Source organism: Methyloceanibacter sp. (assembly GCF_041573655.1).
Taxonomy (GTDB): domain Bacteria; phylum Pseudomonadota; class Alphaproteobacteria; order Rhizobiales; family Methyloligellaceae; genus Methyloceanibacter.
In genome coordinates this window covers 1-11352 of sequence record NZ_JBFFQD010000057.1, presented here as the reverse complement: position 1 = coordinate 11352, position 11352 = coordinate 1, and the positions used below count along the sequence as shown (strand labels likewise).

Annotated in this window: 12 protein-coding genes; 7 read left to right on the top strand and 5 right to left on the bottom strand. The window is 62.6% G+C overall.

Annotation, left to right across the window (positions count from 1 at the left end; all coding sequences use genetic code 11):
- Positions 1–971 (top strand): hypothetical protein (locus tag ABY454_RS10910; protein WP_372930621.1); only part of this gene is annotated, 971 nt, incomplete at its 5' end.
- 12 nt (positions 972–983) lie between these two features.
- Here the strand turns inward: ABY454_RS10910 and moaB are convergent.
- Entirely contained in the window at positions 984–1541 is a 558-nt protein-coding gene (gene moaB, locus ABY454_RS10905; protein WP_372930619.1) for a molybdenum cofactor biosynthesis protein B, read from the bottom strand.
- Positions 1538–2338: a uracil-DNA glycosylase family protein gene (locus tag ABY454_RS10900; RefSeq protein WP_372930617.1), complete on the bottom strand. Its 801-nt coding sequence runs from the start codon at positions 2336–2338 to the stop codon at positions 1538–1540. The genes moaB and ABY454_RS10900 overlap by 4 nt, the downstream gene beginning before the upstream one ends.
- A gap of 165 nt (positions 2339–2503) precedes the next feature.
- Here ABY454_RS10900 and ABY454_RS10895 point away from each other — a divergent pair, with 165 nt between their 5' ends.
- From ABY454_RS10895 to ABY454_RS10885, 3 genes are all read left to right on the top strand, one after another.
- Positions 2504–4174 carry an electron transfer flavoprotein-ubiquinone oxidoreductase gene (locus tag ABY454_RS10895; protein WP_372930616.1) on the top strand — a complete coding sequence of 557 codons (1671 nt, stop codon included), beginning with the start codon at positions 2504–2506 and terminating at the stop codon, positions 4172–4174.
- Positions 4175–4320: 146 nt separating this feature from the next.
- Entirely contained in the window at positions 4321–6087 is a 1767-nt protein-coding gene (locus ABY454_RS10890; RefSeq protein ID WP_372930615.1) for a tetratricopeptide repeat protein, read from the top strand.
- Between the two features lie 71 nt (positions 6088–6158).
- Positions 6159–7046 (top strand): 4-(cytidine 5'-diphospho)-2-C-methyl-D-erythritol kinase, encoded by an 888-nt coding sequence (locus ABY454_RS10885; protein WP_372930614.1) that lies wholly within the window; start codon positions 6159–6161, stop codon positions 7044–7046.
- Here ABY454_RS10885 and ABY454_RS10880 read toward each other — a convergent pair.
- The gene (locus ABY454_RS10880; protein ID WP_372930612.1) at positions 7043–8059 is read right to left on the bottom strand and encodes a polyprenyl synthetase family protein; all 1017 of its coding nucleotides are present in this window, start codon (positions 8057–8059) and stop codon (positions 7043–7045) included. The genes ABY454_RS10885 and ABY454_RS10880 overlap by 4 nt on opposite strands.
- 112 nt (positions 8060–8171) lie before the next feature.
- Here ABY454_RS10880 and ABY454_RS10875 point away from each other — a divergent pair, with 112 nt between their 5' ends.
- Complete coding sequence (locus ABY454_RS10875) at positions 8172–8402, top strand: DUF2007 domain-containing protein (protein WP_372930610.1); 231 nt, start codon at positions 8172–8174, stop codon at positions 8400–8402.
- Positions 8377–9207 (top strand): tRNA1(Val) (adenine(37)-N6)-methyltransferase, encoded by an 831-nt coding sequence (locus tag ABY454_RS10870; protein WP_372930608.1) that lies wholly within the window; start codon positions 8377–8379, stop codon positions 9205–9207. The genes ABY454_RS10875 and ABY454_RS10870 overlap by 26 nt, the downstream gene beginning before the upstream one ends.
- A gap of 80 nt (positions 9208–9287) precedes the next feature.
- On the opposite strand, the gene ABY454_RS10865 is transcribed toward ABY454_RS10870, so the two are convergent.
- A complete protein-coding gene (locus ABY454_RS10865) occupies positions 9288–9650 on the bottom strand; it encodes a hypothetical protein (RefSeq protein ID WP_372930606.1) in 363 nt (120 codons plus the stop codon).
- Between the two features lie 199 nt (positions 9651–9849).
- The gene (locus ABY454_RS10860; RefSeq protein ID WP_372930604.1) at positions 9850–10119 is read right to left on the bottom strand and encodes a hypothetical protein; all 270 of its coding nucleotides are present in this window, start codon (positions 10117–10119) and stop codon (positions 9850–9852) included.
- 237 nt (positions 10120–10356) lie between these two features.
- On the opposite strand from ABY454_RS10860, the gene ABY454_RS10855 reads away from it, so the two are divergent.
- Entirely contained in the window at positions 10357–11241 is an 885-nt protein-coding gene (locus ABY454_RS10855; protein WP_372930602.1) for a S49 family peptidase, read from the top strand.
- Positions 11242–11352 lie beyond the last annotated feature (111 nt).

The window sequence follows — 11352 nt, the reverse complement described above, 5'->3', positions numbered from 1 at the left end:
TCGAGGGCGCGGGGTATATCAGTAAGCTGAAGGTCAAGGGCAACGGTGAGCTGGCGATGGCCGAGGAGAAGTTGATCGACGGCCTGACCGGGCCGCTCGGCATGGGCGTCCTGCCAGTGGCTACGAAGAAGTTCCCGGCCGGTACCATCTTTCTGTGCACCGGCTCGGCACCGTTCGTCGATAGCGACGGTCAGGTGGTCAAGGACCCAACCCGCATGCGCAGTAAGCTTCTAGCGTTTAGCGAAGCCGGCAAGGTGCTCGGCGAGATCGACACTGGCCAGGGATCGGTGTTCGAGAAGATCAACGGTAGCCCGATCATTTTGATCAACGCGCTGGGGTTCGACGCCGATGGCAACCTCTTTGTCACCGACACCGCGATCGGGGCAGGTCAGTTCGATCCGCCGTTCGAGGCGAAGGGTGGCGTCTGGATGATCCCGCACAGCGCGCTTGACGCTCTTGCGGACGGTCAGTCTCCGGCCGATCCGCCGAAGTTCCTCGCGATCCCCGGAAACCCTGACGGGGTCGAGGTCTCGCCCACGAACGGCAAGATCTACGTCAACACCGTTGGGGCATTCGCGAGCTTGCCCGACCCGGCAAACGGCGGCATCTACGCCCTGACCAAGAAGGACATCGCCAACAACAATCTGCCGCCGCCAGTCGACGGCGACCTGGGTGCCCTCGATGGCCTCGACTTCACCGCTGGCGGCGTGATGCTGAACGCCCAGATTCGTGGCGACATTCCCGGCAAAGTGACAGTCAGCTGCGAAGGCCAAAGAGCCACCACGCTCGCGCTTGAGCCGGGCGGCACCATGTCCGACCTAAAGGGGCCCGCCGACCTGGCGATCCGGCGCAGCGCCGATGGGGCACAGCTGGTGGTGATTCCCGAGCTCTACGCTCGCGACGCGACCGCCGGTGACGACGAGGTCACCGTGCTCGCGTTGCCGCCCGAATTCGATGCCGTCTGCCCGTGATGTGTCGCGGCCTTAACTGGCTTTCGCCTTCTTCTTTTTGCTCTCGGTAAGGCGCGGCATCAGCTCGATGAACGAGCAGGGCCGGTGGCGGTTATCCAACTGGAATTTGAGGATGCCGTTCCAGGCGTCCTCGCAAGCGCCCGGTGAGCCCGGCACGCAAAAGATGAGCGTGTCTTTGGCGAGGCCGCCGCAAGCGCGCGATTGCACCGTGGACGTGCCGACCGTCTGATAGCTCAGCATGTGGAACAGCACGGAGAAGCCGTCGATCTCCTTGTCGAATAGCGGGCGCACGGCTTCCGGCGTCACGTCGCGCCCGGTGAAGCCGGTGCCGCCCGTGGTTATCACGACATCGACGTCTTTCGCCTTGATCCACTTTCTCACCTGCTTGCGGATCTTCTTCTCTTCGTCCGGTGCGACGGCGTGCTCTGCCGCAACGTGTCCTGCATCCTTGATCATGCTGACCAGCAGCGGACCCGACTTGTCCGTCTTGGGCGTGCGCGTGTCGGAGATGGTGAGCACGGCGATGCGCACGGGGATGAATGGGCGGCTCTCGTCGATACGCGCGGTCATGTCTTCAAACTCTCCAGTCTTTCCTTCAGCATCAGCATGTCGCGCCATGCAAGCCGCTTCTCGCCCGGTTTGCGGAGCAGATAGGCCGGGTGCAGCGTCGCGAGCGTGGGAATGTCGCGGGTCTCCGTTCTGTAGATCTTCCACCGCCCGCGCAAGCGCATGATGCCGTCGGTGACGTCGAGAATGGACTTCGCCGCCGCGCCGCCGAGCAGCACCATGACGTCGGGCTTGAGCAGCTCGATCTGCCGCGACAGGAACGGCGCGCAAGAGCCGATCTCTTCAGGCGTCGGCGTGCGATTGCCTGGCGGGCGCCAATAGATCGTGTTGGTGATGTAGACGGAGCTCTCGTCGAGGCCGATGGCGCCAAGCATGCGGTCGAGCAATTGCCCTGCGCGCCCGACAAAGGGTTTGCCTTGCAGGTCCTCGTCGCGTCCCGGCGCCTCGCCGATCAGCATGATGCGAGCTGCCGTGCTGCCGCGGTAAAAGCAGGTGTTCTTGGCGGTGCGCTTCAGGGCGCAACCTTCGAACTGGCCGACAAGCGCCTCCAGCTCTTCGAGCGTCGCCGCCGATTCAATGGATTCGGGCGCCATCGATGCCGAAGCCGATGCGGCGGGCTTCGCTGAGTTAGGGGCCGGGCGGGGACGCGCCGCGGCCGGCTTTTGGGGCGCTGCCTTGGCCTTTGGCGCTGGCGGTGCGGCGAAGCGGTCGACCGGAGCCTCGCCAATGGCCTCGTCGGCGCCCATGGCCTCGTACCAGGCCAGCACGTCCGCGGTTGCTTTTGCTTGGCTTCCAGTCATTTGCGATGCCCGTGCCGATCCTCTATTTGTCATTGCCCGGCCCACCGGGCCATCGCGTGAAGCTGGGTGGCTTCAATTTAGCACCGATTTGCTGTGCCTGCGGGGCGGAGCGGGCAGAGCGGCGGAGGTTTGAACCAAAAAAGCCTTTGGAACGAAAGGGGCGAGATGAGCGAGAGCGATCAGGTCGAACGCGAGACCATGGAGTTCGATGTGGTGATCGTCGGCGCAGGGCCCGCAGGCCTCGCCGCCGCAATCCGCCTCAAACAGCTCGCCGCCGAGAAGGACAAAGAGGTTTCCGTCGTCGTTCTGGAGAAGGGCTCCGAGGTGGGCGCCCATATTCTGTCCGGCGCCGTGATAGACCCTGTTGCCCTCGATGCGCTCATCCCCGATTGGCGCGACCAGGGCGCGCCGCTCACCACCGAGGTGAGCGCGGACCATTTCCATTATCTGACGTCGGAGACGGGCGGCCTCGGTCTCCCCACGATTTTTATGCCGCCGCTCATGAGCAATCACGGTTGCTACACGGGAAGCCTCGGCAACCTCACCCGCTGGCTTGGCGAGCAAGCGGAAGCTTTGGGCGTCGAGGTCTATCCGGGCATCTCCGTGACCGAGGCGATCATCGGCGCCGGCGGCGAGATCGAAGGCGTCGTCACCGGCGATCTCGGTCTGGCGCGCGATGGCAGCCACAAGGACAGCTATACGCCCGGCATGGCGCTGACCGGCAAGTACACGTTTCTTGCCGAGGGCGCGCGTGGTTCTCTCAGCAAAGAGCTCATCAAGAAGTACGACCTGGACCGTGAGAGCGGCACGCAGAAATTCGGCATCGGCCTGAAAGAACTTTGGGAGATCCCGGCAGAGAAGCACAAACCTGGTCTCGTCCAGCACACCATGGGCTGGCCGCTTGAGGACAATACCGGCGGCGGGTCGTTCCTTTATCATTTTGGCGAGAACCTGGTGTCGGTCGGCTTCGTCGTGCATCTCGATTACGCCAATCCGTATCTCAACCCGTTCAAGGAGTTTCAGCGCTCCAAGCTGCACCCGCGCATTCGCCAGCATTTGGAAGGCGGCAAGCGCATTGCCTACGGTGCACGCGCGCTGACCGAAGGCGGCTGGCAGGCAATCCCGCAGCTGGCCTTTCCGGGGGCGGCGCTGATCGGATGCAGCGCGGGCTTTATGAATGTGCCGCGCATCAAGGGCTCGCACAACGCCATGCTGTCCGGAATGATGGCGGCGGAAGCGACATTCGAAGCGATCGAAGCGGGAAGGGCGCACGATACGCTGGATGCCTATCCTCAGAAGCTCAAGTCGAGCGCGCTTGCCAAGGAGTTGAAGAAGGTCCGCAACGTGAAGCCTCTGTGGTCGCGCTTTGGGACGCGGCTCGGCGTTATACTTGGCGGCATCGATATGTGGTTGAACACGCTGTTTCCGTTTCTCGGTCACACTCTCAAACATTTGAAGCCGGACTATGCGAGCCTCGACACGGCGGCGCAGTCCAAACCGATCGATTATCCGAAGCCGGACAACGCACTCACCTTCGACATTCTGTCGTCGGTGTTCTTGTCCAGCACCAGTCACGACGAGGACGAGCCGGTGCATCTGAAGCTCACCGACCCCTCGATCCCGGTGGACCAGAACCTGCCCGAGTATGCCGAGCCGGCGCAGCGCTACTGCCCGGCTTGCGTCTACGAGGTAGTGGAGGAGGGCGACACGGTCCGCTTTCAGATCAACGCGCAGAATTGCGTCCACTGCAAAACCTGCGACGTGAAGGACCCGGCCCAGAATATCACCTGGGCACCTCCGGAAGGCGGGGACGGGCCCAACTACGCGAATATGTGACCCTGAAATCCCTGTTGGCCTCCCGTTTTGAGGCCATAAACGCGCCGCGATTGGCCCTCAAAAAAGCTATTGCAGGGCTGGGAAAAGCCCATACCTTTGGCCACGGCACACAACAATTTGGGGCGGCGGATAGCCGGACCGACAAGATGACAACTTCTGAAAGAGGGACGCTGCGCAAATGGGCGTGGAGGTCTCTCCTCCTCGTCGCAATCCTTGCAGCGCCTGCCGCCTATTCCGAAGTGATCCCGGCGGATCCCGGTAAGTCCAAGGCCGGGACGTTGCTTGGCAATTACCTGTCGGGCCGTGTCGCGCGCGGCAGTCACGATACGCGTGCGGCGGCCGAGTTCTACTCCAAGGCGCTTGCCGGCGATCCCGACAACGAAGTCATCCTGGAGCAGACCTTCCTGCTGGAGACCACCGCGGCGCGCTGGGATCGCGCCGTCAAGCTCGCCAAGGATTTGGTCAAGGTCGAGCCGTCTCATCGAGTCGCTCAGTTCTTGCTGGGCGTCGAAGCTTTCAAGCAGCGCGAGTACAAACAAGCCGAAGAGCACTTCGCCGCCGCCCGCCAAGGTCCCATCGCCGACCTGACTTCAACGCTTGCGCGTGCCTGGGTCTTGGAAGCGGACGGCAAGCACAACGAAGCCTTCGAGACGCTGGATCGTCTCAGCACCGCCGATTGGGCCCAGTACTACCAGCGCTACCACCGGGGGCTCATCGCCGACATCGCTGGACGCCACCAGCTTGCGCGTCAGTCCTACAAGAAAGCTTTCAAGAAAAACCCAGCCACGCTCAGAGTGGCCGATGCCTTTGCGCGTCACGCTGTGAACGCGCACGATCGCGAACTCGCGGTCAAAACGCTCAAGGCCCACATGTCAAAGAGTGCGCCGCATCCCTTGTCTGAAGCATTGCTCGCCGAGATCGATAACGGCGGAACGCCGCCGTTGATGGCAACCGATCCGACAGAGGGTCTCGCCGAAGTGTTCTACGGCGTCGGCGATGCGCTTGCGGGCGAGGGCGGTCTCGACATGGGGATCGTGTTTCTCCAACTCGCAATCTATCTGAAGCCCGATTTCCCGCTGGCCCACATCGCGCTCGCCGAAGCCTATGAGACGGCCAAGAAGTACGACGCTGAGATCGAGGCTTTCGGTCATATCCCGGAGGACTCGCCGCTTTGGATCAACGTACAGATCCAGAAGGCGTTCGCACTCAACTCCCTGGAAAAAGTCGACGAAGCCAAGGCGCTCCTTGAGAAAATCATCGCGAAGAGCCCCAAGGACGGACGCCCGATGGACGCGCTCGGCAACATTCTTCGCTCCCATGAGCGTTACGATGAGGCCCATGAGTACTACTCCCGCGCGATCGATCTGATCGACGAGCCGACCAAGCAGAACTGGGCGCTCTATTATTCGCGCGGTGTTTGCAATGAGCGCCTGAAGAACTGGCCTCAAGCCGAAGCCGACTTCAAGCAGGCGCTTGAACTCGCGCCGGACGAGTCGCTGATCCTGAACTATCTCGGCTATTCGTGGGTCGATCAGGGAATGAACCTGAAACAGGCCATGGACTACATTCGCAAGGCCGTGAAGCTGAAGCCGAATGACGGCTACTATGTCGACAGCCTTGGCTGGGCCCATTACCGGCTCGGAAATATGCCTGCGGCGGTTGAGCATTTGGAGCGCGCCGTCGAGCTCAGACCCGACGATCCGATCATCAACGATCATCTTGGCGATGCCTATTGGCGCGTGGGCCGCAAGCTCGAAGCCCGGTACCAGTGGGGGCAGGCTCTGTCGCTTAAGCCAGAGGACGATCTGATTAAGAAGATCAACAAGAAGATCGCGATCGGCCTTGAGGAAACCCCCGATACCAAGGCGGCGTCAGACAGCACGACGCAGGACGAGCCCAACGCCTCGCAGTAGAAGCCATCGCAACAGACATATGCGCCGTCGCGACCAAGACGGCGCAGCGCGTCTGTGACCGCGGCACGCAAATGACCGTCCATCGCGATATTGCCTGGGCCAAGCTCAACCTCACATTGGAGGTGTTGGGGCGCCGCGCCGACGGCTTTCACGAATTGCGCAGCCTCGTCGCCTTTGCCGGTCTTGGAGACACCGTAGAGCTCACGCCGCAGCAAGGTCTCGATCTTCAGATTGAAGGACCGTTCGCGGCTGCGCTCGGTGCGGACAATCTCATCATCGACGCCGCCAAAGCCGCGAAGGCGAAAGAGCCGCACCTGACGCTGGGACAGTTTAGCTTGGTCAAGACGCTGCCCGTGGCGGCCGGGCTGGGCGGCGGGTCGGCAGATGCGGCGGCGGCGCTGCGTCTCATCGCTCGCGCCAACCCGGGCGAGCTCAGCAACGAGATCGCGGCTCAGCTGGCACCGCAGCTCGGCTCCGACGTCGCTGTGTGTTTGGACTCCGCGCCTGCGCTCATGACCGGACGGGGCGAAGTGGTGACGCCGTTACGAGGATTTCCGGCTTGTGGCGTGCTGCTTGCCAATCCCGGCGTGAAGCTTGCGACCAAGGATGTTTATGGTGCGCTGAACGCGGCACCGATCGATTCCGCGCCGCCAATGCCCGAGACTCCAAACCTTGCCGGAGATTTCGAAAAGCTGATCGACTTCGCGCGCACCCGCGCCAACGATCTTGAGCCCGTGGCGGTCGCGCGCGCGCCAGAAATCCAGGCCGTTCTTGCCACGCTGAATAAACTCGAAGGAGCCCAGCTTGTGCGCCTGTCGGGAAGCGGGCCGACTTGCTTTGCCGTGTTCGCCACGCCGCAAAAAGCGCACGCCGCGGCCGCATCTCTTGCGCAACAAGAGCCCGATTGGTGGATCGCCTCGGGGTCGCTTGGCGATCCCGACCCCGGCAAGCCTCGCTAGTAGGGCCGATCGACGGAGAACTCGATCGCTTCCAGGAGCGCTTCTTTGATTTCACCGTCCGGGAAAATCGCCAGCGCATCGCGGGCGATGGCGCCGTAATGGCGCGCGCGTTCCATAGTGTCCGCCAGCGCATTGTGGCGCGCAATCAGATCGACAGCCTCGTTGAGATCGTTCTCGCCAATATTGCCGTCCTTTATCGTGCGCTCCCAGAACACGCGCTCCTCGGGGTTGCCGCGCCGGTAACTCAGCACGACAGGTAGTGTGACCTTGCCTTCGCGGAAATCGTCGCCAACGCTCTTACCCAACTTCGACTGCTCGCCCGAATAATCCAGCGCGTCATCCACGAGCTGGAAGGCGAGACCCAAATTGCGCCCGTAAGAGCGCAAGGCCGCCGCCTCGTGCTTCGGACGCTCGGCAATGACCGCGCCCACTTCCGTGGCGGCCGCGAACAACGCCGCGGTCTTGGCGTCGATCACCGCGAGATAATCGTCCTCAGTCGTCTCGGTGTTGTTCGCGGCGGTGAGCTGCATCACCTCGCCTTCGGCGATGATCGCTGCGGCGTCGGATAAAATGCGCAACGCGCCGAGCGAGCCAACATCGACCATCATCTTGAAGGCTTGACCCAGTAGGTAATCGCCGACCAGAACGCTGGCTTCGTTGCCCCAGAGGAGCCGCGCGGCGATCTTGCCGCGGCGCAGGCTGCTCTCGTCGACGACGTCGTCGTGGAGCAAGGTTGCGGTGTGCATGAATTCCACGGAGGCGGCAAGCTGCACGTGACCGTCGCCTTCATAGCCGCACATCTTGGCCGCGGCGATGGTCAGCATTGGGCGTAAGCGCTTCCCCCCGGAGTCGATCAGATGCCGGGCGAGCTCGGGGATCAGCTCGACATTGGACCCGGCCTTATCGAGGATGATGCGATTGACATGACCCATGTCGTCCCCGACAAGCGCGGTGAGCGGTGCAAGACTTGCGCCTGCGTCCTGAGAACCCGATAGCTGTACGACAACGCCCAAGGGTACGGTCTCCTCCCGGTATCAAAGAGCTTATTGCCGAGATATTGTCGATGGTCCACCACGAAGGTCAAGCTGAGCGGTCTAACGGGATGAGACAGGTGATTTTTCGACCATGAAGGAACTGTTGCGCTCCAATGACCAGGTGCTTCTGTCCTTTGTCAGCGCATTGCTGAACGAGGCCGGGATCGGCTTCATCGTGCTCGACACGAATATGAGCATTATGGAAGGCTCCATCGGAATTCTGCCCCGCCGCGTCCTGGTTGAGGAAGGGTGTATCAATCAGGCGCGCAACTTGCTCACCGAGGCCGGTGTCGGTCATGCCCTTGACGAACCCAAAGCCTAGCCGCGAGCCTGAGGCCGCGACCTCCACCGACGATTTTCTCGGTGGGCGCATCAAGATCGTCCAGCCTAGATCTGGCCATAGAGCCGGCAGCGATGCGGTGTTTCTGGCCGCCGCGGTGCTCGCGCGGCCGGGAGACCGCGTCCTGGATGCGGGCGCGGGCGTCGGTGTGGCTGGCTTGTGCGTTCTGACGCGGAGCCCTGAGGTCGATGTGACGGCCGTGGAGATCGATGAGCGGTTGTGCGCTCTGGCGATGCAGAATGCGGAAGAGAACGGTGTCACGGAATACTTTCGTGCGCTGAACGCGGACATCACCGCACCAGGAAAGGTCCTGGAAGCGGCCGGGCTCGTGCGAGAGGGCTACGACCACGTGATGGCCAATCCGCCATTCTATGCCGAGGGTGCCGTGCGGCCTGCGCCCGATGCCGGCCGGGCCGTTGCCCATGTGATGCCGCCGGGCGAGCTGGAAAACTGGATCCGCTTCCTCGCCACCATGACGGCGCCGAAAGGCACGGTGAGCGTGATCCATCGGGCCGACCGTCTTGGCGAGATCTTGCCGCCGCTTCAGGATCGCTTCGGTGACATCGCCGTCTTTCCGTTGTTCCCGAAAGCAGGCGAGCCTGCCACGCGGGTTATCGTCCAGGGCCGCAAAGGCAGCCGCGGACCCTTGCGGCTCCTGTCCGGGCTCATACTGCATGGGCCGGACGGCGGCTATACGGACGAGGTGGAGGCTGTGCTGCGGGGCGGTGAGCCGCTTCGCTTCGGCGGCATACAACTCGGCGGTCCACAAAGGGTCGGCAAAAAATGAGGGGCCGCCGCTCAGGGGGGATGAGCGGCAGCCCCATTATCGCCCGGGCGTGAGGAGAGCTCCCGGGCCCGTAAGGTCTGCTAGCAGACCCTTACGTCTCTCCAGACCCACCTGTAGTAACGGCGCCCGCGGCGGTCATAGGCTCTGACGCGCACCTTGCGGGCCTCGTAGTAGCAGCGCGGGTAGGAATAGCTGAGCCACCAAGCCGGATAGCGCGACCGATGGTGGCCGTAATGCTTCCCGCCATGATGCCTTCCGCCACGATGTCCGCCGTGCTTGCCACCGCCGCCATGATGGCCACCGCCATGGTGACCGCCACCGCCGCCACCATGACCGCCACCGCCGCCATGACCGCCACCGCCGCCTTTGCCGGCGAAGGCGTCCGTGGCGCCGAAAGCCATCAAGGAGACGGCCGCCGCCGCGATGAGTGTCTTCTTCAGCATGCTTGCCTCCAACAGGGCGCGAAAGCCCTTGGGTTGTTCCTCGGTCTTGCATGCTGTTTTAGGAGGCATGGCCTGAACCGAAGCTGAGATGCGCGTTAATCCGCCGTTCACCATGAGAAAGCGGCAAGCACAAAAAAGGACCGCTCCCGTGTCGGCAGGAGCGGCCCTTTAGAACTCGAAAGGTAAGTGCTGTGTACGCTTAGCGGTACCAGCCGCGCTGGTAGCGCCCACGCCAATAGGGGTAGTAGGCGTATGGATAGCCCGCACCGCCGCAGCGCCGGTAGCGATAGGTGTAGCCGCAGCGCGGTACGTAGTAGCCCCCTCGCGGCGCGACGTAGACGTTCGGGGCATAATAGCCCTGGCGCCACGCCTTGCGGCGCCAGCCGGCATCGGCCGGCTGCGGGACGAGAGACACGACCATGAACGCCAACGCGCCAATGGCAATGCTCAGGAACGCAAACTTCTTCATTACAAGACCCTCCCTAGGAGCGTTGCTTCCCCATCGACGCATCGCTCGGGAGCGGACAAAATGTCCACGTAGGAGTGACCTTAGCATTCTACTCGGACAGACCGGTGTCTGGCCGTATGATGGGGTTAATAGCCCTCAGTTTCCTGGGCTGCGGCGCTGCCCAGCTCTGGCCTTTATTGTTACAAGTCTAAAGGACCCACCCTACGGTCTGGGAATGTGCGACGATACGGAGAACGAATGAACGATAGCGGATTTACGAAGATGTTGAAGTCACTGCTCCCGAAGAAGTGGACGAAGTCTCGACCCTTGGTGCCCGTGCTGCGTTTCAGTGGTGCGATTGGTGTCAATTCCCCGTTCAAGCAGGGTTTGGCGCTAGCGACGGTGGCCTCGGCGATCGAAAAGGCGTTCACCATGCGCGGCGCCAAGGCAGTCGCGATCCAGATCAACTCGCCTGGCGGTTCAGCGGTCCAATCCACGTTGATCTTCAAGCGCATCCGTGCGCTCGCCGAAGAGAAGGACCTCAAGGTCTATGTCTTCGCCGAGGATGTCGCCGCGTCCGGCGGGTACATGCTGGCTTGCGCGGGCGATGAGATTTACGCCGATGAGAGCTCGATCGTGGGATCGATCGGGGTGATCGCCGCCGCCTTTGGATTTCCCGGCCTTATGGAGAAGATCGGCGTGGAGCGCCGCGTCTACACCGCCGGCAAGAACAAGGACACGCTCGATCCGTTCCTGCCAGAGAAAGCCGCCGACGTGAAGCGCATCAAGGCGATCCAGCTCGACATCCACGAGGCCTTCATTGATCTCGTCAAGTCGCGCCGGGGCGACAAGCTCGACAAGGCGGACATCGAGCTGTTCACCGGCGAGTTCTGGGGCGGCAAGAAGGCTTTGGAGCTCGGTCTCATCGACGGGATCTCGGATGTGCGTACGAAGATGCGTGAGGTCTTCGGCGAAAACGTCCGTTTCAAGCTCGTGGCGCCGTCCACCTCTTGGTTACGCCGCAAGCGCAGCGTTTCTTTCGGCACCGGTGGCTTCGATTTCCGCTTGTGGCCGGAGGGGCTCACCGCGGATGCGCTGTCGACGATCGAGGCGCGCGCCCTGTGGTCGCGTTTCGGGCTGTAGGCCATGGCGCAGGTCCTCCTCATCGCCGCCGTGGGCGCCGGGTTTATCCTGGTGCGCCGCTGGTTGCGCCGGGAACAGGAGCGGGTTGCCGCCGACCTGCGCGCGGCCAAG

Bases quoted from the DNA above. Each gene is read 5' to 3' on its own strand.
- ABY454_RS10870 (WP_372930608.1), top strand. From the start codon at position 8,377: ATGCCCTTGACGAACCCAAAGCCTAGCCGCGAGCCTGAGGCCGCGACC.
- ABY454_RS10875 (WP_372930610.1), top strand. From the start codon at position 8,172: ATGAAGGAACTGTTGCGCTCCAATGACCAGGTGCTTCTGTCCTTTGTC.
- ABY454_RS10885 (WP_372930614.1), top strand. From the start codon at position 6,159: ATGACCGTCCATCGCGATATTGCCTGGGCCAAGCTCAACCTCACATTG.
- ABY454_RS10860 (WP_372930604.1), bottom strand. From the start codon at position 10,119: ATGAAGAAGTTTGCGTTCCTGAGCATTGCCATTGGCGCGTTGGCGTTC.
- ABY454_RS10900 (WP_372930617.1), bottom strand. From the start codon at position 2,338: ATGACTGGAAGCCAAGCAAAAGCAACCGCGGACGTGCTGGCCTGGTAC.
- ABY454_RS10895 (WP_372930616.1), top strand. From the start codon at position 2,504: ATGAGCGAGAGCGATCAGGTCGAACGCGAGACCATGGAGTTCGATGTG.
- ABY454_RS10865 (WP_372930606.1), bottom strand. From the start codon at position 9,650: ATGCTGAAGAAGACACTCATCGCGGCGGCGGCCGTCTCCTTGATGGCT.
- ABY454_RS10855 (WP_372930602.1), top strand. From the start codon at position 10,357: ATGAACGATAGCGGATTTACGAAGATGTTGAAGTCACTGCTCCCGAAG.
- ABY454_RS10890 (WP_372930615.1), top strand. From the start codon at position 4,321: ATGACAACTTCTGAAAGAGGGACGCTGCGCAAATGGGCGTGGAGGTCT.
- moaB (WP_372930619.1), bottom strand. From the start codon at position 1,541: ATGACCGCGCGTATCGACGAGAGCCGCCCATTCATCCCCGTGCGCATC.